This window comes from Streptomyces sp. NPDC001507 (assembly GCF_042894765.1).
GTDB lineage: Bacteria > Actinomycetota > Actinomycetes > Streptomycetales > Streptomycetaceae > Streptomyces.
On record NZ_JBIAVV010000006.1, the window covers coordinates 383,235 to 405,745 of the forward strand.

The 22,511-nt window shown below is 68.8% G+C and carries 5 protein-coding genes; 1 reads left to right on the plus strand and 4 read right to left on the minus strand.

The features are described 5' to 3' along the window. The 3 genes from ACFY0K_RS21820 to ACFY0K_RS21830 form a co-directional block, all read right to left on the minus strand. Positions 1-6,831: a polymorphic toxin-type HINT domain-containing protein gene (locus ACFY0K_RS21820; protein WP_390641205.1), complete on the minus strand. Its 6,831-nt coding sequence runs from the start codon at positions 6,829-6,831 to the stop codon at positions 1-3. An 834-nt stretch (positions 6,832-7,665) separates the two neighbouring features. After that, positions 7,666-8,013 (minus strand): hypothetical protein, encoded by a 348-nt coding sequence (locus tag ACFY0K_RS21825; RefSeq protein WP_390641206.1) that lies wholly within the window; start codon positions 8,011-8,013, stop codon positions 7,666-7,668. A 23-nt stretch (positions 8,014-8,036) separates the two neighbouring features. Next, a complete protein-coding gene (locus ACFY0K_RS21830; protein WP_390641207.1) occupies positions 8,037-14,405 on the minus strand; it encodes an RHS repeat domain-containing protein in 6,369 nt (2,122 codons plus the stop codon). Positions 14,406-15,188: 783 nt separating this feature from the next. On the opposite strand from ACFY0K_RS21830, the gene ACFY0K_RS21835 reads away from it, so the two are divergent. Further along, the gene (locus ACFY0K_RS21835; protein ID WP_390641208.1) at positions 15,189-21,308 is read left to right on the plus strand and encodes a LamG-like jellyroll fold domain-containing protein; all 6,120 of its coding nucleotides are present in this window, start codon (positions 15,189-15,191) and stop codon (positions 21,306-21,308) included. 366 nt (positions 21,309-21,674) lie between these two features. On the opposite strand, the gene ACFY0K_RS21840 is transcribed toward ACFY0K_RS21835, so the two are convergent. Beyond that, positions 21,675-22,490, minus strand: coding sequence for an SDR family NAD(P)-dependent oxidoreductase (locus ACFY0K_RS21840; protein ID WP_390641209.1), 816 nt, complete (start codon positions 22,488-22,490; stop codon positions 21,675-21,677). Positions 22,491-22,511: the final 21 nt, after the last annotated feature.

Genomic DNA, 22,511 nt, shown 5'->3' on the forward strand with positions numbered 1-22,511 from the left:
TCAGGGCTCCCAGAAGATTCGAACGATCGGACCGTCGAAGGTATGGACTTGAAGATGCGGAAGATCCCCGTCACGGTTTCCTTCACCGTGCCCAAGGACTCGGCCGTCCTCCCCGAGCTGGTCATCCCAGTGATACGTGCCGCGCTTGGTTCCGTAGTACTGCTTTGTTCCGACGCCGTCCATTCCGGATGCGTTCCTGTACCCTTCCCCTTGATACGTCCGAAAGAAGAGCTCTTCCGCTTCAGCACGACTCTTTACCGTGACGCTCGTCGCGCCATCAGTCAGGGATTTGAACGCTCTGGAAACGCTTCCGCTCGACCACGGAATACAACCACCGGAGTTGTGAACCAGAACCGGTATGTTCCCCGCCAGCACATAGTACGTGTGGAGTTGCTGGACGGTGAGGTTGTACATGTCCGCGGCACCGGGGCGGGCGATCACCGCGTCGATGCGGACGTGGTGGTCGGTGGCGGTGTTGAGGACGTGACCGGTCTTGAGTTGGCCGGCGGGGATCCAGGTGTGGAGGGTGTCATCCCAGAAGGGGTGCCGGGCCGTGGTGTGGAGCGTCGCTTCGTGACCGTCTGCGCCGCGGATCGTCACGTCGACGAGGTCGTCGTCATGGTGAACCAGGCGAGCGGTGACCTTGCGCGAGCCGCGGTGCTTACCGGTGGCGGGGTCGGCACTCTCCACCCGGTCACCCGGTTCGATGCTGCCGATGGGTTTTGTCTTCCAGCCCGCCATGAGGACCGGAGTCTGCGGATCGAAGCTGCAGATCGGCACACCCTCCGCAGCAGCCTCCTCCGCCAGGCCACCCTTGGCGAACATTCCCACAGCCAGATCGCCGAGGGACTGACACAGACTCACAGCCTCGCAGGGGTTGCTCGGGACGTCCTTGATGTCGGCCCAGGTGTGGTAGTACTGCTGGAATCCCTGGCACGAACTGGTCCACAGAAGATCTTCGCCGGTGCACCGTTCCCGGAAGTACAGTTCGACGTTTCTCGCCGGGGAAAGGTCAGAACGGTAGGTCCCGTAGTTCACCATCATTTTGATGGTGGGTACCGGATGCGCACTGTTGAAGCTCTTCATGAGCTTCATCGGCGGCAGGGTGCCTTCGTCTCCGGGTGCGTCGTAGCTGGTTCCGTCGTAGTCGGGCGACTGGGGGTCGTTGTGCGACTTGTAGGGCCCGTAGGTGCCGTTGCTGCCGGAGCAGTAGGCGCTCGGGAAGCACGATTCGAGGCCGGTCGGGTCGGCTGAGGCGACGGGGTTGTCGGCGGCGTAGGTGTAGCCGCCGAGTTCCTGGGGGTTGGTGGCTTCGAACACCGGGTCGACGCTGATGAAGCGGCCCAGGGTGGGGTCGTACTTGCGGGCGCCGATGTCGGTGTAGCCGGTGCTGCTGTCCTGGGGTTTGCCGAGGTAGGAGTGGGTGGGGTCGGGCCAGGTGACGGTGTTGGCGCTGCTGCGTGGCTGGCCGTAGGGGGTGTACTGCTGGCGGGCGACCTGCTGGGTGGTGGCGTCCATCGCCAGGGTCGAGGTGCCGTGGGTGTCGCTGAAGAGGTACTTGAGTCCGCCGCCGGTGAGGCTGGAGCGGAGGGCAACGGGGGTGCCTGCGCCGCCGTGGAGGTAGGAACGCAGGGCGCCGAGCAGGGTGTTGGGGGTGACGCTGGTGTTGACGACGATCTCGGTGTCGCCGGCGAAGAGCGTGGTCTGGCCGGGGTCGCGACGGATGAGCTGGTTGCCGTCGGCGTCGTAGAGGTACCTGGTGCTCGTGGGGCTGGCGCCGGTGGTGTCCACCTCGGCCAGGTGACCCTCGTCGTCCCAGGTCAGGGTCTGGCCTGGGCCGGTGGTGGGGGTACGGGTGTGCAGGTTGCCGTTCTCGTCGTAGCCGAAGGCCGTGGGATTGGTACCGCCGGTCGTGGCGGTGAGGGTGTGGGGCTGGGCGCCGGTGGAGTTGCAGTTGGCGGTGCACCCGTCGGTATAGGTGGTGGTGACCGTGCTGCTGGTGCTGCCGATGGCGTGGTCGATGCTCTGGTGGCGGTTGCCGATGGCGTCGTAGCTGAGGGTCTGCCAGTACGAGCCGGGCGCCGTGGTAACAGTGCTGCTGGTGGGCGGTTTGGCGGTGCAGTTGTCGTTGGCGGTCCAGGCGTCGGTGAGCCGGGCCAGGGCGTCGTAGGTGAAGCACTGCTGGTCGGTGACGGTGGTGCCGGTCTCCGACTGCTGGTCGGTGATGGAGGTGGGGTTGCCGGAGGCGTCGTAGGCGTACTTGGTGTCATCGACCGTCGGGCCGGGCGCCTGGGTCCGGCTGATCACACGGTCCGTCATCCGGAGGGTCTGGGCGTCGTAGTCGTAGGTGGTCGTGGCCGGGTTGGTCGAGGCGCCCTGGGTGACCTGGGACAGCGCGCCGAAGTCCGTGTACACGGTCCCGCTGACGTACGTGAAGGCACTGCTCTTGGTGATGTTCGGATTGCCCAGTGCGTCGCGGTCGTAGGTGATGACCTCGTTGCTGAGTCCCTGGGTGCGCGGATCGCTCTGCGAGGCGAGCAACTGGTCGCGGGACGTGTAGGTGTAGGTCGTGGTGTAGGTCGAGGGCAGCGGGGCCTCGGAGTCGGGCAGGGTGATCTTGGTGCCGGTCGGCTTGCCGAGGGTGGTGTAGCCGGTGGCGGCGACCGTGTAGCCGCCGGTGACGCCCTGGACGTAACGCGTGGAGGAGGTCGGCAGGCCGATGCGCAGTGTGTCGTAGGCCCAGGAGGCGAACTGGAAGTTGGACTTCGACTTGTCGGTGGCGGTGAGCTTGCGGCCCAGGAGGTCGTAGGTGTAGTCGAGTTCGGTCTGCTTGGCCTCGTCGGTGGTGGACACGAGGTTGCCGGCGTCGTCGTAGCCGTAGCTGCTCTTGCCCACGTCCGGGTCGGTCTGGGACTTCTTGCGGCCCAGCAGGTCGTACTCGGACGTCCACGCCGTCTTGTCGGGGCCCGTGACCTGGTGCTGCATGCCCGCGGCCGTGTATCCGTAGGTCGTGGCCGAGGGAGTTCCGCCGGTGGCGGTGAAACCGGCGGCCGCGGTCCCGGACACGGTGGGCGGGACGGTGTACTGGTCGAGTTCGGTGGTCTGGCCGCGGGCGTCGACGACCTTGGTGGAGGCCACCCCGCCCTTGGGCGGCAGGACGGTGGTCTTGTCTCCGGTGTAGGCGGTGGTCGTGTTCCAGGTCTTGGACCCGTTGTGTTCCTCGGTGACCAGGTCGGTCCGGCCCTGCCCGTCGTAGTCGGTGACGGTGGTGTCGGGGACGGTCACCTGGGAGACGGGGATCAGGGTGCTGCGGGGGCTGCCCGAGACGCTGTAGTTGTTGTTGGTGACGACCGTCCAGCCGTGGGAGTCGTACTGGGTGTCCGAGACCGCGGTGCTGGAGTTCTCCGCCGTCACCTGGACCTGCAAGGGCCGCAGCATCGCGTCGTACAGCGTCTGGCTGGTCTGGTAGCTGCCATTGTCGAGCAGCGTGTTGGCAGCGACGACCGACGGTGCCGACTGGGACATGGCGTAGGTGTAGGTCGTGTTCGCCGGTGCGCTGTTGGCCTTGACCTCGTTGGGCAGCCACACTCCGGTCAGACGGCCGAGCGCGTCGTACGTAAGTGAGGTGAGCAGGCCGGCCGCGTCGGTCTTGGCGGTGGGCAGGGCTCGGGCCGGGTCCAGGGTGTCGCTCGCGAGCTGGCAGTCCTTGGAGGACGCGGTGGCCGTGGAGCAGTCCGTGCCGGGCGTGACCTGGGTGATGACCGTGCTGCCGGTGGGCAGCGCGCCGCTCGCCGGGCTGTAGGAGGTGAAGACGGTCTGGGCGAGGCTCTTGCCGTCCGGCGAGGTCGAGTTCGGGGTCCGGGTGACCTTCGCCGTGCGGCCGTAGGAGTCATACCTGGTGGCGGTCTGGTCGACGAAGGCGGTCGCACTGGCACCGCTGGCGGCGGATGCCACCTGGACGAGAGTGGCGTCACCGGTCTTGGGCAGGGTCGGATTCGTCTGCCCGTCACCGTCGTAGGCGAAGGCGTTGGTGTCGTAGGAGGTGCGGGTGTCGGAGATCAGGGTGCCGCCGGGGGTGGCACCTGCGGTCGAGCAGTCCTGCGCCGTGGTGATTGTCTCGGCCGGCACCACCACGGTGTCCGTACTACCGGTGAGGTAGCGGGTGTAGGTGCACTTGGCGACGTTGTCGCCCGCCGCGGGCTCACCGCGGTCGTCGGCCTGCACGGACATGCCCGTGGTCGACTTGCCCAACGCCGTGTTGTAGAAGGTGTCGGTCTCGGTCTTGCGCCAGCCGTAGGACACGGCCTGCCGGGTCAGCGTCTTGGCGGTGCGGACCATCTGCGCCGTCAGATCCGGCACGCCACTGCGGCCGCGGGTGGCCGTGGGACCGATGATCGTGGGAACCGTGACGACGGCCTTGTCCAGGCTGCCCGCGGCACTGGTGTAGGTGTCGGTCTCGAAGGCCTGCCCCGCCAGGGCGTTGTCGTCGGCGACCGAGGTGGCGCCGTCCTGGCTGGTCAGCGCCGGTACCGAGCGGGTCTTGCCGCCGGGCAGTGTGTCGCCGTTCATGCCCAAGAAGTAGTACGTCTTCGTCAGCGTCTTCTGGTCGTGAACCTCGGCGCCGTCCGTCTTGTGGAAGACGGTGGGGTCGCCGGTGGTGACGTCCACTTCCGGATAGCCCCGGAACTGGCCCCAGGTACGGTTCTTCGCCTTGACGAGTTCGTTGTCGTCATGGTGCCAGCCGGGGTTGCCCTTGTAGGCGTAGTCCGTCTCCAGCTTGGGCTGGGTACCGTCCTGATAGGAGTTGTTCGGGTCCTCGGTGACGACCGAGGTGACCTTGTACTTGTAAAACCAGTCCATCCACGGCGCGGGCTGCCCGTCAGGGGTCCAGTACACCGGGAAGCACGACAGCGTGTTGGTGGAGGCGAAGGTCTGGGCAGCCGCGTCCGTGGGGTCGTTCGGGTCGCTGGCCGGGGCGCTGGAGCAGTTGGGCCGGTCGTAGGTGACCGTTGTCTGCGCGCCGGACTCGCTGGTGACCACCTGAATCCGGTCGTGGTACATCAGCGGCATCTGCGGGATCGTGCCGACCCGGTTGGGCAGTTGCAGCGGCGGGTCGAAGCTCACCGCCGGAGTCGAGGTGCTGCCGGAGGCTCCGCCCAGGGTGTCCAGGCCGGTGCGCTGGATGGAGTCCAGCCAGAGCGTGGGGGCGTGGTCGCCGCCGTCGGGGAAGGACTGGGTGAACGTGTACTTGTCGACCTGCTTGGTCGACCCGCCCGACTGGATCTGGGTGGTGATCGACGTCAGGCGCTTACGGGACCAGAAGCTCGGGCCGTGGTTGGTGCAGCTGGCGTCCTTGGTGCAGTTCAGGTCGATCGGCACGTCTGGCCAGTACGCGGCGTTGGCGGGCGTGAACTGGCTGTCCGCACAGGTGTTGCCCGACGGAGCGCCGGGGATGCACCGCTCCGCGGTGTCGAAGACGATCTGCTCCGGCGCGGTGGCCGAGTAGATCGTCGAGGAGGTCATGCCGTAGTCGACGCGGGACAAAGTGCCGCCGCGGGTGTACGTCACCGCGGTGTCCTTCATGTCCGCGCCGTAGTAGCCGGTATCCGGCGTGTAGTACCAGGCGGTGGCGTTGCTGTGGGTGTCGACCACGTAGTCCAGGTTGAAGCGGTAGCCCAGCGTGCAGGAGGTGGCGGCGAAGTCGGTGCTGTCCGGGCAGTCGGACACGCCGCTGTGCGCGTGGTAGACCGGTTCGGTCCACACCGACTTCGTCTCGTCCTTGCCACTGCTCCAGCCAGGCAGGCGGTTACGGCCGAAGAAGTACTGCACGCCACCTTCGGTGACCTTGAAGTACTCCCCGTTCGCCGTACCGTTCGTGGCGCCGGTCAGGTCCTCGATCTTGGTCGTGGAACTGTCGTCGGCGGGGCGGAAGGTCTTGGTCGAGTCGTCGTAGACGATGTCGGTGGACTTGCCGTTCAGCGACAGGGTGAGGATCTGTCCCGCCCAGCACTGGTCGCCGTCGTTCTTCGGCGCCCCGGACGACGAGTCGTCCCTGCAGGACTTGTACGTGCGCTCGACGTAGTTCTCCGCCGAGGTCCAGCCGTCGCCCAGCCACGAGGACTGGTTGTTGGTCCCCTCGGTGCGTGCGTCCTGGCCGGCGGAGCTGTAGGCGAGATCGACGTTCGGGACCGCGCCGCCGATCGCCGGCGGCACCGAGATCGGATAGCTGTAGGTGAACGCGCCCGTGTTCCCCGAAGTCGACCAGGAACCGCCGGGCGACAGGCTGGTCGCCGAGTAGTCACCCGACGAACCAGCGGTGCCCGAGGTCGCCGCCATGACCACCGTCGCACCGGAGGACGTCATCGCCGAGCGGGCAGCGCCGGCGGCACCCGGCGACGCCACGCCCGGGCCCGGAACGGTGACCTGGGCGGACAACGGTGTTCCGGCGGCGGTGCGCACGGCGCTCTGTGACTGGCACTTAGCCGTCTTCGGCGTGGTCAGGGCGCAGGCGGGCAGCTGGACCAGGTGCAGTCGGGCGGCAAAGTCACCGCCGAAGGCGTAGCGGAACGCCGAGTCGTCGACCTGCAGCGCGACCCTTCCGGCACCGGGGCTGGTGCGCTGGAGAGTGAAGAGCACACCGTGAACACCGGCCGCCCGCGCGGCCTTCTGGTCCAGCACGGTCACCCGCACCCGCTGCGATCCGGTGACGGCGCCCGCCTTGGACCCGGCTCCTGCCACGGCTCCCAGCAGGACGGGCGTGCCCTTGGCCCGCAGCTGAGTCGCCTTGGCGGTCAGCCGCGCGGAGGCGGTGGCAATCGGCAGAGTGACCACGGCACTGCCCGCCGCGGGAAGCTTCGCATGCCCACTGGGATCGAAGTGCTTGAAACTCTTGGACGTGGAGCCCCGCTTGGGCCTGGCATGAATGACGGGGACCCGCTTGTTGCGCGGAACGGCGGGAGCTGCCACATGTTCCTGCACCGACGAGGCCGCTGTGGCCACGCCGGCGGGCAGCAGGCCCACCACCAAGGCACCGACCATCACCGCTGCCGTGCGACGAACCCTCCGAGTGGCCCAGGCCACCCGACCGCGTCTCCACCCCGTAGTCCGCGCCATGCTGTGCGTCCCTTCCCCCGTCCCGGATCGCCCAAGTCACCTTCACCTGTGGCGATTTGACTGCACGTCCGAACGGAGGCACGCGTCGATCACGTCCCCCCGCGGGAGATCACGCTAGGACCCGAGGCCGACCCCGATCCCAAAGGATCTCCACAGAAAAGGCAAAGGAACTACCCATGCTGGAACGCAAGTTGACATCAATTCGTCAAAATCCAACTCCGGGCGGCCAGTCGGCAGTCCAGTGACCGGCTGCCCGCGTCGAGACCTGTCGCCGGAGCACTGGCCGAGACGGCACCAGCGCACATCGTGTCCCGCGCGCCGACGCCATCACGTCAGACCTCGTCCCCGAGCGGCCTTCCCCGGTCCCCCGTGCACGGGGCTCCCCGCATCCGTCGACTCGCCTGGCATCGGGTGCCGTATGACCGTCCGTGCTCTGCGGCGGCCGCCCAGCCTCTGCGGCCCGACGCGCTGAGGCTCTCGGAGGAGAGATCTTCAGCGCGTCGGGCCGATCACACATCACAGGTTCTGGCCGGGTGCCGCCGCGGGCGGTGCTCAGCCCGCCTGTCCCTGCTCCGTGCCGGTCGTCGGCGGGACCACTCGGAGGTTCGCATCGGGCTGCACCCAGGACAGGTCTGTGCCCTCGATGCCCTCGAGATCGACGACGGCGTGCCAGCCGGGGGACAGTTCGGAGAACTCTCCGAACGGCGGCCGGTGCATCCGGACCACCCGGGCCGGGGAAAGCCCGGCATCCACTGGGCTGTCCACCGGAAGCACCGAATCGCCGGGGAAGATACTCCGCCCCACACTGACGCAGCGGGCGTGACAGACCACCCTGTTCGCCGAGGGCCGCTCGTACACGAGGTCCACTTGCAGCAGGCCGACGGGCTCGGTACCGCTCATTGCGAGGATGCCTCCATCCAGGGTCAGAACCAATTCATTACCTTGTCGGCCACATCGGACGCCACACCGCTGCCGATGATGCCTCCGACGACACCCCCGACGACACCGCCGACGACGGTACCCGCCCCGGGTATGGCCGAGCCGATGGCCGCACCCACCTCCGCGCCGTAGGCAGCGCCCGCGAGGCCGCCCGCGAGGCCCGCGGCGTCCCGCGTGGCGGTGTGGAGCCGCTGGGCCGGCGGTGCTTTGGCGACGTCGTAGGCGGAGAGCGCCACCGCGCCGACGAAGAGGCTGCCCTTCAGCGCGCCGCCGACCGAGATGAAGCCCGCGTCGCCGCCCGCCGAGTCCGCCAGCTTGCTCGCGGTCGAGGCGGCACCGCCGCCCGAACCGCTGTCGGCTCCGGCGCTCTTGGCGAACTCCCCGATCTGCTCGGGGGTCAGCTTCGGGGTCGCCTCGATGTTGTATTTGAGATCACCGAGCCGGGTTGACGGATCGACGTCCACCCCCATCTTGGAGAGGATGTCCCGCGCCTGCTCGACCGGAATCGTCACCCGGGCCCGGTTGGCAATGTCCTTGGCGGACGCCCCGACCAGCACCTCGCTCTCGTACCGGAGCGACAGTTCGTAGTTGTCGATCACCTCCACGTCGGTGAGGTCCTGTCTGTTCAGGATGTGGAGTACGCCCTGCGTGTGGTAGTCGTTCGCGGATTGGACGGCGAAGTGGACGGAGACACCAGGGTCCGAAGAGGTCGGTGTGAACCCGCTGGACTGAATGTGCTCCGAACCACCGAAGTCCACGGTGGAGCCGCGGAAGAGCCAGTCCGTCGCGTCCGTCGGCGGGCGGTAGGACGGGCCGGGACCCATGTCCGCCGGGTACATCTGGCCGCTCGGGTCGGCGTTCGTGACGGGGTTGTCACCGGCGTAGGCGTAGCCGCCGAGCTGCTGCGGGTCGGTGGCCTCGAACTTGGGGTCGACGCTGATGAAGCGTCCCAGCGCCGGGTCGTACTTGCGGACGCCGATGTCGGTGTAACCGGTGGCGGCTTCCTGGGACTTGCCGAGGTACGAGTGGGTGGGGTCGGGCCACGCGGTGCCGTTCGCGTTGGCCCGCTGCTGACCGTAGGGCGTGTACTGCTGACGGGACACCTTCTGCGTGGTGGTGTCCATGGCCATGGTGCCGGTGCCGTGCGGGTCGTCGAAGAGGTAGTCGGTGCCTCCGCCGGGCAGGCTGGAGCGAACCGCCACCGCGCTGCCGGCGCCACCGTGCGCGTAGGTGCGTACGGCACCGAGCAGGACGTTCGGAGTGACGCCGGTGTTGACGACGATCTCGGTGTCGCCCGCGAACAGCGTCGTCTTCCCGGGGTCGCGGCGTATCAGCTGGTTGCCGTCGGCGTCGTAGACGTACTTGGTGGTGGTGGGGCTGCTTCCGGTGGTGTCGGCCTGGGCCAGGTGGCCTTCGTCGTCCCAGGTCAGGTTCTGGCCGGCGCCGCCGCCGGTGGGCGTGCGGGTGAGCAGGTTGCCCGCAGCGTCGTAGACGAAGTCGGCCGGGCCGCTCCCGCCGGTGGTCTTGGTGAGGGTGTGCGGCTGGGCGCCGGTGGCGTTGCAACCGGCGGTGCAGCCTTCGACGTAGCCGGTGGTGACGTCCGCTCCACCGGTGGTGGAGTGGTCGACCACCTGGGTGCGGTCACCGATGGCGTTGTAGCTGTACGACTGCCAGTACGACCCGGCCGTACCGGCCACGGTCGCGGCGGTGGGGTCGGTGCCCTGCGCCGGGCAGGCGCCCTTCGCCGTCCATGCCTGGGACAGCCGGGCCAGTGTGTCGTACCGGTAGCACTGGGTGTCGGTGACCGTGTTGCCGGTCTCGGACTGCTGATCGGCGGCAAGCAGCGGGTTGCCAGCGGCGTCGTAGGCGTACGTGGTGTCGTCCACCTGCGGCCCGGGGGCCTGCGTGCGCGAGACGAGGCGCTCGGTGGGTTTGCGGGTCTGGTCGTCGTAGGAGTAGGTGATCCAGGCGGGGTTGCTGGACGCGCCCAGAGTGAGCTGCGAGGGCTGGCCGTAGTTGGTGTAGACGGTGCCGCCGACGTAGGTCTGGGCGCTGCTCGCGGTCGTGGTCGGGTTGCCGAGCACGTCGTGCCCGTAGGTGATGGTCTCGCCGATCAGGCCCTGGGTACGCGGATCGACCTGGGAGGCCAGCAACTGCGTCTTGGGGGTGTAGGTGTAGGTGGTCTGGTAGCTGGTCGGCAGCGGCGCCTCGCTGTCGGGCAGCGTGATCTTCGTGCCGGTCGACTTGCCCAGTGTGGTGTAGCCGGTCGTCGCGACCGTGTATCCGCCCGTCACGCCCTGCACATAGCGGGTGGACGAGGTCTGCTGGCCGATCCGCAGGGTGTCGTACAGCCAGGAGGCGACCTTGAAGTTCTTCGCCTTGTCCGTCTCGGTCAGCTTGCGGCCGAGCAGGTCGAAGGTGAAGTCCAGTTCGTCGCCGCGTGAGTCGGTGGTGGAGAAGAGGTTCCCGGCGTCGTCGACGCCGTAGCGGCTGGTGCCGGCGTCCGGGTCCGCCTGCGAGGTCTTGCGGCCCAGCAGGTCGTAGCCGAAGGACCACACCGCGTTGTCGGGGCCGGTCACCTTGTTCTGCTGGCCGGCCGCGTTGTAGCCGTAACGCGTGGCCTGGGAGGTCCCGCCGGTGGTGGTGAAGCCGTCGGTCGCGCTGCCGCCGACGGTCGGTGCCGCGGTGTACTGGTCGAGCTCGGTGTTCTGACCGCGAGCATCGGTCACCGTGGTGGTGGCGACCGCACCGGTGGGCGGGATGACGGTGGTCTTGTCCCCCGTGTAGGCGGTGCGGGTGTTCCAGGTCTGGGCCCCGTCGTGCTCCTCGGTGCTCCGGGTGGTGCGTCCCATCGCGTCGTGGTCGGTGACGGTGGTGGCGGGGATGGTCACCTGGGAGACCGACACCAGGCTGGAGCCCGGGTTCCCGGAGACGGCGTAGCTGTTGTTGGTGACCACGGTCCAGCCGTGCGAGTCGTACTGGGTGTCCGAGACCGTGGTGCTGCCGTTCTCCGCCGTCACCTGGGTCTGCAGGCTGCGCAGCATGGCGTCGTACAGCGTCTCGTTGACGCTGTAGCTGCCGTTGTCCAGCAAGGTGCCGGTGGACACCACCGAAGGAGCCGTGGCGGACAGCGCGTAGCTGTAGGTCATGCTGGCGGCGGCACCGGACGCCTTGTTCGCGTTGGGCAGCCAGACACCGGTCAGCCGGCCGAGCGCGTCGTAGGACAGCGAGGTGACCAGACCGGCGACATCGGTCTTGGTGACGGGCAGGCCACGGGCGGCATCCAGGTCGGAGGTCGCCACCTGGCAGTCCTTGGACGAGGCGGTGGCCGGTGTGCAGGGCGCGCCCGGGGTGACCTGTGTGGCGGTGGTGGTGCTGGTCGGCAGCGCGCCGGCGGCCGGTGTGTACGAGGTCGCCACCGTCTGAGCCAGGCTGCTGCCGTCCTGGGCGGTGGAATGCGGCGTCCGGGTGGCCAGTACGACTCGGCCGTAGGAGTCGTACGTGCTCTGGGTCTGGTCGACGAACTTGGTGGCACTCGCCCCGCTGGACGCCGACGCCTTCTGGACGAGCGTGGCGTCGCCCGTGCTCGGCAGGTCCGGGTTGGTCTGACCGTCGCCGTTGTACGCGAAGGCGTGCCCGTCGTACGACGTGCGGGTGTCGGAGACCAGGTTTCCGGAGGGGGTGGCCCCGGAGCTGTTGCAGTCCTGGTCGGTGACGATCTTCTCGGCGGTAACCACCACGGTTGCGTGGGTGCCGTCGAGGTAGCGGGTGAAGGTGCAGCTGGCGGTGTTGCCGGTGGCACCCACCTCACCCCGGTCGTCGCTCTGGACAGCCATTCCGGTGGTGGTCTGGCCCAGTGTCGTGTTGTAGAAGGAGTCGGTCTCGGTCTTGCGCCAGCCGTAGGAGACGGCTTGGCGGGTCAGCGTTCTGGCGGGACGGACCATGTTCGCCGTCAGGTCCGCGATTCCGGTCCGGGACCGCGTGGCGGTGGGGCCGATGATCTTGGGAACGTTGACGACGGCCTTGTCGATGTCGCCGTTCACACCGGTGTAGGTGTCGGTCTCGAAGACCTGCCCGGCCAGCGGGTTGTCGTCGGCGACGCTGACGCTGCCGTCCTGGCTGGTGAGCGGGGGCACGCTACGAGTCCCCGACGGCATGGTGTCGCCGTTCATGCCCAGGAAGTAGTAGGTCTTGGTGAGGGTCTTCCGGTCGTAGACCTTGGCCCCGTCGGTGTAGTGGAAGACGTTCGGGTCACCGGTGGTGACGTCCACTTCCGGGAAGCCGCGGAACTGGCCCCAGGTGCGGTTCTTGCTCTTGACCGTCTCGTTGTCGTCGTAGTGCCAGCCCGGATTCCCCTTGTAGGAGTACTCCGTCAGCAACTCCGGCTCGGTGCCGTCCTGGTAGTTGTTGTGCGGGTCGATGGTGGTCACCGATTTGACCGGGTGCAGATAGAACCAGTCCAGCATCGGCGCGGGTTGTCCGTCCGGCGTCCAGTACGCCGGGAAGCACCGCAGCTTGTTCGTCGAGGCGAACCCCTTCGCCGCCGCGTCCGCCGGGTCGGACGGATCACTTGCCGGGGCGCTGGAGCAGTCCGGGGTGTCGTAGGCCACCGTGGTCTGCGCACCGGTCTCGGTGGTGACCGTCTGGATCCGGTCGTGGTACATCAACGGCATCTGCGGGATCGTCCCGACCCGGTTCGCCAGCTGCAACGGCGGATCGAAACTGACCGACGGGGTTGAGGCACTGGCGGAGGCCCCGCCGAGCAGGTCCAGGCCGGTGTGCTTGATGCTGTCCAGCCACAGGGTCGGGGCGTGGTCCCCGCCGTCGGGGAAGGACTGCGTGAAGTCGTAGCGGTCCACCTGCTTGGTCGCCCCGTTGACCTGCACCTGCGTGGTGATCGAGGTCAGACGCTTGCGCGACCAGAAACTGGGCCCGTGGTTGGTGCAGTCCGTCGCGTCCTTGGCGCAGTTCAGGTCGACCGGCACATCCGGCCAGTAGTCCGGGTTGGACTTGGTGAACTGGGAGTCCGAGCACGTGTTGCCCGCGGGCGTGCCCGCGATGCAACGCTCCGCCGTCGCGTCGAACAGGATCTGCTCCGGTGCGGTACCCGAGTAGACCGTGGACGAGGTCATGCCGTAGTCGATGCGCTTCAGCGTCCCACCGCGGATGTAGGCCACCGCGGTGTTCTTCATGTCCGGGCCGTAGTAACCCGTCTCGGGCGCGTAGTAGTACGCCATCGCGTTACCGTGGCGGTCCACGACGTAGTCCAGGTTGAACCGGTAGCCCAGAGTGCAGGAGCTGGACGCGAAGTCGGTGCCCGCCGGGCAGTCCGACACCCCGCCGTGCGCCTTGTAGACCGGCATCGTCCAGGCCGACCTGGTCTCCTCCTTGCCGGAACTCCAGCCTGGCAGGCGGTTCCAGCCGAAGTAGTACTGGATGCCGTTCTCGGTGACCTTGAAGTACTCGCCGTTGTCGGTGCCGTTGGTCGCGCCGGTCAGATCCTCGATCTTCGTGGTGGAGTCGTCCTGCGCGGGGCGGAACGTCCTGGTGCTGTCGTCGTAGACGATCGGCGTGGACTTCCCGTCCAGCGACAGGGTAAGGATCTGGCCCGCCCAGCACTCGTCGCCGTCGTTCTTGGGCGCGTCCGACGACGAGTCGTCCGTGCAGGACTTGTAGGTCCGCTCGATGTAGTTGTCCGAGGTCGACCAGCCGTCACCCAGCCACGAGGACTGGTTGTTGGTGCCCTCGGTACGCGCGTCCTGGGTCGCCGAGTTGTAGTTCAGGGTCAGTGTGGGTGCCGAACCGCCGATGGCTCCGGGCACGGCGATGGGGTAGTTGTAGGTGAAGGCGCCGGTGTTGCCCGCAGTGGACCACGTGCCACCGGACGACAGACTGCTCGCCGTGTAGTCGCCGGACGAGCCGCTCGTACCCGAGGTCGCGGCCAGCGCCACCATGCCGCCTGAGGCCGCGGCGGTGTGCGCGGAAAGGGTCTTGGACGTCGTCGTCGCCGGCAGCGAGACCTGGGCCGACAACGGCGCACCGGCCTTGGTGCGCAGCGGGGTCTGCGCCTGGCACCGTGGCAGTCGAGGGGCCGTCAGCACGCAGGCCGGCAGCCGCACCAGGTGCAACCGGGAGGCGTAGTCGCCGCCGAAGGCGTTGCGGAAGGTCGCGTCGTCCACGTCGACCCCGACGCTGCCGGAGCCGGTACCGCCCACGCTGCGCAGGGTGAACAGCACGCCGTGCACACCGGCGGCCCGCGCGGTCTTCTGGTCGACCGTGGTCACCTGGACCCGGCGCGCCGTGGTGCCCGAACGCACCGCCGACAGCAGCACCGGCGACGACCCCGCCCGCACACGCGATGCCCTTCGCTGCGAGGACGCCGAACCCGTCGGCGCGTGCGCGGAGCGCCCGCCGGTGGGCGGAGCGGTCAGCGACACCGTCGAGCTCCCCGCACCCGGCAACGACGCGTGCCCCGCGGGATCGAACCGTGTGAATCCCTTCGACACGGCTGCCGCCTTCGGCTTCGCGTGCGTGAAGGAAATCCGCTTGTCCTTGGCCACGGCGGGGGCGGAGACGTGCCGATGCCAACCCGGCGCAGCCATCGCGTCCGCGGCGGGGGCGAGCATGCTCACCATGAGGACACCCGTCGTCGCGAGGCTGAGGCCACGAAGCCGTCTGACGCCCCGTCGTATCCGTCTTCCCAACCCGGCCGTTCGTGTCATGGTGAGCGCTCCCCCGTTCCCGGCCCAGGGCACGGCGAAGCCGCCCCCGGGTGTTGCTGTGGGCGCCCAAGTGGCCTTAGGTCAGGGCCGGTTGAGCGCACGCCAAAGCGGGGGCACAGTTGATCAAGCCCCCACGGAAGCTTCACGCTAGGTCCTGGGATCAACACAGCTTGCAAAGCGCACGCACATGGATTGCAAAGGAATCCCCCAGGGTTGAACCCAATTTGACTTGCATACGTCAAAAACGGACCCACTTCGGTCACCAGGTGATCAATCGACGATGGACCCGGCTCACACCGGCCCCACAGAATGCACCTCGGCGCGGGGCCCACGGGGGGACCGCCCGAGACCTGCAAAGGATCCCGACTTCGAATGTCCGCCTTCCGCACACGCATGCCCGCGTCCAGACGGCCCGTGCCAAGACCCGTTGCCGTCGCTGTCGTCGCGGCCCTGGCCGCCGGCTCGCTGACCGCCACGGTGACGGCCCACGCGGCGCCTGCCGCCTCCGCCCAGTCGTCGCACCCGAAATCGCACAGCCCGCGTTCCCAGTCCGCCGGCCGGCGTCTCAACGCCACGGAGGCGGCGTCCGCGCGGGCGAAGGCGACCGGCAAGCCGGTGACGATCGACCAACTCACCGACAGCGGAACGCTGGTGATGGCCAACCCGAACGGCACTTTCACCCGCACCGACTCCTCGATGCCGCAGCGCACGCTGCAGCACGGGAAGTGGGTGCCGATCGACACAAAGCTGGTGCGGCAGGCGAACGGAACCTGGGCGCCCAGGGCAGCCGTCACCAACGTGACGTTCTCCGACGGCGGTTCGGGCGCGCTGGTCACGATGCGCAGCGGCAGTGACCGGCTGGGCTTCTCCTGGCCGGGCAAGCTGCCCGAGCCGGTGATCTCCGGCGCCACCGCCACCTACCCCGACGTCCTGCCGCAGGTGGACCTGCAGCTGACCGCGGACGCCTCTGGTTACTCCTCGATCCTCGTGGTCAAGTCCCGTAAGGCGGCGGCCGATCCGCGCCTGCGGAGCCTCACGTTGAACACCACCTCCTCCCATGTCGAGGTGACTCCCACCCGTGACGGTGGGGCCCGGGCCACAGACAAGCGCACCGGCGAGACGGTGTTCCACAGTGACACCGCGCTGATGTGGGACAGCGCCGGCAAGAAGTCCTCCGGCGTGCCGACGGCCCACACGGCGACCGTCTCCTCGGCCCGTGCCGAACAGAAGGCAGCCGCCAAGGTCGGCAGGCACCGTGCCCAGGTGCGGGTGAGTCTGCACAACGGCAAGCAACTGCTGCGCCTGGACCAGAAGTTGCTGACCGCCAAGAGCACCACCTACCCGGTCTACGTCGACCCCGAGTGGAGCGGCAGGCCCTCCCAGCTGGACTGGGCGCGGATCTCGGACAACGGGTGGAACGTCTACAACTCGACGTCCACCTCGGGCGCGACCAACGCCCGCGAGGGCTGGGACAACTCCTCCCCCGGCAACGGAGAACGGGCCCGCACCTACTACCAGATGAACACGAGCGGCATCAAAGGCGCGGTGGTCACACACGCCTCGCTGTACGTGAAGCAGCTCTCCGCCGCCTCCTGCTCGGACACCCCGGCCGCCGTCTACGGCACCGACCGCCCCGCCGGGTGGAGTTCGTCGTCGCTGTACTGGGGTCATGAGCCCGGCGGGCGCACCGGCTCGCTGGGCACCAACCCCAAGAGCCACGAGGCCGGTACCTGCCCGGTCACCGACGGTGCCAACTCCTGGGTCAGCCCGCCGTCACTGGAGTTCGACGTGACCTCCCGGGCGCAGAGCGCGGCGGCCGGTGGCTGGAAGAGCATGACGCTGATGGTCCAGTCGCCCGACATGAACGACGCCACGCAGTGGAAGCAGCTCGCTTATGGCGGCGGCGCCACCATGTCGGTCACCTACAGCTACCGGCCCAAGCTCAAGAACGGCACCGGCACCCCCGCCATCAAGCCGTCCACGGTGAACCTGGGCAAGACGATGACCACCACCCACACCCCGACGCTGTCCGCGCGCGCGGTCGACCCCGACCTGGCCGGCGGAAGCGAACTGGTGCGCATCGAGTACAACGTCTACAACTCCTCCGGCACCCTGATCCACCAGGGCTTCGGACCCAGCACGGACTCGAAGAAGCGCGCCAGGTACAACACCAACGGCAGTGACTGGACCACGCCGAGTCTGCCGGACGGCACCTACACCTGGAAGGCCACCGCACAGAACTCGGCCGGCTACTGGGCGGGCACCGGATCGGGCATCTGGACCAAGACGCAGACGTTCACGGTGGACACCAGCGCGCCTCCCGCGCCCACGGTGACCTCGAGTCAGTTCCCGGCCAAGCAGATCGGGGCCGCCTACGGCGACAAGGGCACCTTCACGATCAGCAACAACCACACCAACAACATCACCGGCTACCTCTTCGCGCTGGACGCCACGCTCGGCAACACCGTCTACAGCAGCACCGTCACCCACTGGACCACCAGCACGACGATCGCACCGGGCCACGTCTACTACGCCACCTCCGACAACGGCCCCGGCACCGGCACCGCGGTCCTCAACGGCAGCGCCTCCCCCGCCTTCGCCCCCGCCAAGGCGGGACCGCACACGCTGTACGCCAAGGCGGTGGACCAGGCGGGCTCGACGTCCATCACGCAGACGAGCTACGCCTTCTACGCCGGCACCAGCACCCCGACGTACGCCTACGGCGACAAGATGATCACCGGCTGGACGGCGACCAACACCGACGGCACGACCACCGCCGTACCCAAGGCGACCACCACGTCCAAGGGCGGTCAGCTGATCAGCCAGGCCGCTTTCAGCGGTTACGAGTTCGCCGACGGTTACCAAGCCATGCTGGCCAACAAGAGCACCACCTCGAAGGTGGTCAGCGGTGACACCGCGACGTTCGGCTTCGACATCCCCAAGGACGGTCCCTGGAGCTTCGGGGCCAACCTGACCAAGGCCAAGGACTACGGCATCTACAACCTGGTCCTGGACGCAGGCAAGCCCACCCAGGCCACGCTGCTCAGCGGCTTCGACGCCTACGGCTCGTACACCACCACCCGGTTCGTCAACCTCGGCATCCCCAAGGACGCGAACGGCCAGCTGCTCACCCTCAAGCAGGGCGCGCACACCCTGACCCTCACCCTGACCGGCAAGAACCCCAGTTCCACGGGCTACCAGGCGGGCATCGACGTGCTGCGGCTGGCGCCGGCACTGACCTGCGCGATCAACAGCACGGGCAGCTGCCTGAACAACACCGCGACCAGCACCTTCACCACCGCGACCAGCCCGGCCGACGCCGACGGATCCGGCAACAGCATCAACTCCGCTGATTTGACCGGCACTTCGGGCTGGCAGAGCGGCAAGTCGGTGACCGTCGACGGTACGAGCATCGCGCTGCCGAAGTTCGGCACCGGCACCTACGACAACATGCTGGCCTCCGGGCAGACCGTCACCGTGCCGAGCAGCGGCACGGTGAACACCGGCGGCGCCGTGGTCTTCCTGGCCTTCGCCACCGGCGGCGCGGCCAAGGGCGCCACCGGCACCGTCACCTACGCCAAGAACAACTGCCTGGACCCGAACGGCGCCCCCGCCGATCAGTCGTACACGCTGGACACCGTGCCCGACTGGCTGAGCGGGCCCGCCTCCGGGGCCACGCTGACCCTCGTCCACCAGAACCACAGCAACAACACCCAGACCAGCCCGAGCCCCGGCCCGAAGATCTACGCCGTCAGCGTCCCGCTGGCCTGCCCCGGCTCGGTCATCAGCAGCATCTCCCTGCCGCTGTTCACCAACGGCGTCCAGGCCGGCCAGCCGGCGCTGCACATCCTCGGCATGGGCCTGCGGCCGCTGACCGCCACCGGCAGCGGAACCGGCGCCCAGCACTGGGTCGGCACCTGGTCCTCCGTCCAGGACACCGCCAAGGTGACGCAGTCCGGCGGCAGCGCCGCCACCGTCAACGGGCAGACACTGCGCGTCCCGGCCCACGTCAGCATCGGCACGGACGACGGCAACGGCGTCCGTGTCCACCTGTCCAACGCCATGGGCAGCGGCCCGGTGACCTTCGACGCGGCCTCCGTCGCCCTGCAGGACACCACCGCCGGCGGCGCCACGGCGACCGCGGCACCGGTGGCGCTGGCCTTCGGCGGCGCCGCCACGGTCACGATCCCGGCGGGCGGCGACGTCACCAGCGACCCGGTGACCCTGCACGTCGACCAGCAGGCGACGGTCCTGGTCTCCCTCCAGGTGCACGGCTCGGTGTCCGCCCTGCCTGGCCACGCCACGGCCCAGACCCCGGTCTGGGTCAGCGACGCGGCCAACCGCACCGGCGACACCGCGGCCACCAAGTTCACGCAGACCACGTACACCGGTCTGCCATACCTGGCCGGCATCGACGTCACCACGCCGGCCTCCGCCCCCACCGGCTCCTTGGTCCTCTACGGTGACCAGAGCGTCAACGGCGACACCGCGAGCGGCGACGGACAGCACCACCTGAGCGACGCCATCACCGGCGCCATCGTGGGCGACGCCAACGGGGACTCCTCGGTGGACTACGGCGTGCTCAACGCGGGCACCAACAGCACCAGTCTGAGCAACAACCTGCTGCCGCAGGGCACGTCGAGCGACACCCCGACCAACGCGCTCAACCCACTGGACCGCAACGTCCTGGCACAGGGCAACGTGCGGACCGTGCTCGTCTCCACCGGCGCCGCCGACCTGCTCAACTGCACCGGCACCGCCGACGCCTGCGCCACCGGCGTCGAGACCGGACTGGCCGCGCTCAACAGCGAACTGAGCTCGTACTACACCGACGACGGACAGGCCTACATCAACGGGCAGCCGGTCACCCAGAACTCCAACATCACCGTCTACCTCACCACCATCCCGCCGTTCACCGCCGCGCACCCGGGCACGGCGACCCAGGAGGCAGCGCGTGAGCAGGTGAACCAGTACCTGCTCGACAACTTCCCGACCCAGGTCATCGACTTCGCGGCGGCCGTCTCCACGGACGGCACGGCCACCTCCTCGACCGTCAAGGCGGCGGACCTCTCCAGCGGCAACCCGTCGAACACGTACTACGACGACCTCGCCGCCCGCTACCTCAACGACACCAACACCCAGGTCGTCGGCATCGCGCCGAACCTGATCGTCCCGGAGGCCACCGGCGGCGACACCCCCGACAACGAGTGGGAGCTGGCCGCCGACGGCACCGACGCACGCGGGGACAACCCGTTCACCGCGGTCGGCGGTGCGAGCTTCGGCTCGACCGGCGCCGACGCGGTCAACGCCCCGGACACCGCCATCTCCTTCGACGGCAGCACCGGCTTCCTGGAGAGCGACCACACCGCGGTCAACACCCTCGCCGACTACACCGTCTCCGCCTGGGTGAAGCTCGACTCCGCGGACAACCCGGCCACCGCCATCTGCGAGGGAACCAGCCAGCACCAGGCCTTCTACATCGGCTACGACCGGGGCAACAAGGGCTGGATGTTCCAGACCACGACCACCAACGACGACAGCGCCGACTTCCCCACCGCGGAAGGAGACACCAACACCGGGGCCCTGGGCACCTGGACCCACCTCCTGGTCACCTACACCGCACCCGTGGAAGGCGACGGCAACAGCGGCGTGATGTCCATCTACCAGAACGGCACCCTCATGGGGACCGCCGTCAACCTCACCCCGCAGTACGACTCCTCCATGCCCCTGACCGTCGGCGGCTGCGTCAACGACCCCGCCGCGACCTCTCCGTACAACGCCTTCCCCGGCTCCGTCTCGGACGTCCAGGTCTACCCCTTCGCCATGACGGCGAGTGACGCCGGCGCGAACAGCGTGATCGTGCCCGCCGGCTGGCAGAACGGCATGCCCGAGGACGACTGGAAGCTCGCCGCCAACGGCGCCGACACCGCCTCCCTCAACCCGGTCACCGCGACCGGCGGCGCCACCTACGGCAGCGACGCGCCGAGCGGGCTGTCCGGCAGTGTCGCCTTCGACGGCAGCACCGGCTTCCTCAAGAGCAGGCAGAGCGCGGTCAACACCCTCGGCGACTACACCGTCTCCGCCTGGGTGAAGATCAACTCAGCCCTCGGCACCACCGCCGTCTGCCAGGGCACCACCCAGCACCAGTCCTTCTACCTCTCCTACGACAAACCCAGCGCCGCCTGGATGTTCCAGACCACCACCACCAACGACGAGAACTCCGACTTCCCCACCGCCGAGGGAGACAACAACTCCGGCCCGGTCGGCACCTGGACCCACCTCGTCGCCACCTTCCGGGCACCGGTCCCCGGAGCCTCCACCACCGGCAACATGGCGCTCTACCAGAACGGCACCCTGGTCGGGACCGCCACCAACCTCAGCCCCCAGTACGACTCCTCCCTGCCCCTGACCATCGGCGGCTGCGTCAACAGCGCCTCCGCCACCACCCCCTACCTGGCCTTCCCCGGCTCCGTCGCCGACGTTCACGTCTACCCCCGGACACTCTCGGCGACCGAAGTCAGCGCACTGCACTGACCCGCACGGCATTGGAAGGCTAGGAGTCTCCAAGAGGTCGAAGGCCCCCGCCACTCGGCGGGGGCCTTCTTCCGCGTGCGGGGGGGGCGGGTGGATCAACAACAGCCCGCCCCCGCGCAAGCCGACAGCGGCGTGGCCGGCGCGTGCCGATCTGGTGATCGTCGGTGCGGTGAACTCTTCGGCGTGGCGACTGATCGGGGGACGGGATGGTTGCCACCGACGTTGCAAGATCCCCTGCCACCAGCGCGCCCCGGTCGGCCCTGCTGCGCCTGTGGCTGCACGGCACCCTCGCAACGGTTCGGCGTCTCCGTCGGCACCGCTCGCTCTCTCTGCCGTCCCGCGGGGCACGGCCGTCAGCGCCGGAACTCAGTAACCTCTCTCCCGGCTCTCCACGCGGAATCCGAACGGCACCGTGCCCGGGTCGAGGGCGGTGATCCCGCCGTCGACGGTGAGGGCCGCGCCGTTGACGAAGGACGCGGCGGGCGAGAGCAGCCAGGCGATCGCCTCGGCGACCTCGGCCGGGTCGGCCGGGCGGCCGGCCGGCGCCAGGCGCGTCGCCTCCGCGTAGGCCTCCTCGATCCCGCCGGCCATGCCCTCCTCCGCCGCGAAGCGGGCCATGCGGCCGTCGGCCATCTCGGTGCGCACCCAGGTGGGGCACACCGTGTTGGCCCGCACGCCCCTGCTGCCGTAGTCGACGGCCACCGAGCGGCACAGCTGGAGGAGCGCGGCCTTGGAGGTGGCGTACGCGGCGTTGCCCCAGCCGTTGCGCAGCGCGGCGACGGAGGCGACCGCGACGACCGCGCCGCGGGTCTCCAGCAGGTGCGGCAGGGCGGCGCGCAGGGTCAGGAACGGGCCGGTCAGGTTGGTGCGCAGCACCTCGTCCCAGGTCTCGTCCGAGAGGTCGCCGACCGCGCCGCTGCGGCCGATGCCGGCGTTGAGGACCAGTCCGTCGAGCCGGCCGTGGCGGGCGACGGCGGTGCCGATCAGGTCCTGGATCGCCGCCGGGTCCGCGAGGTCGCCGGGGTGCGCCAGCGCGCCCGTCTCCTCGGCCACCCGCCGCAGCGGTTCGGGCCGCCGCCCGCCGATGACCACGTGGTGTCCGGCGGCCCGCAGCAGCCGGGCGGTGGCGGCGCCGATGCCGGTACCGCCGCCGGTCACCACGACAACTCGTTCGTCACCCATGGCGGTTGGCACTCCTCGTCG

Coding starts and splice junctions, on each gene's coding strand:
- ACFY0K_RS21840 (WP_390641209.1), bottom strand. CDS start 22,490: ATGGGTGACGAACGAGTTGTCGTGGTGACCGGCGGCGGTACCGGCATC.
- ACFY0K_RS21825 (WP_390641206.1), bottom strand. CDS start 8,013: ATGAGCGGTACCGAGCCCGTCGGCCTGCTGCAAGTGGACCTCGTGTAC.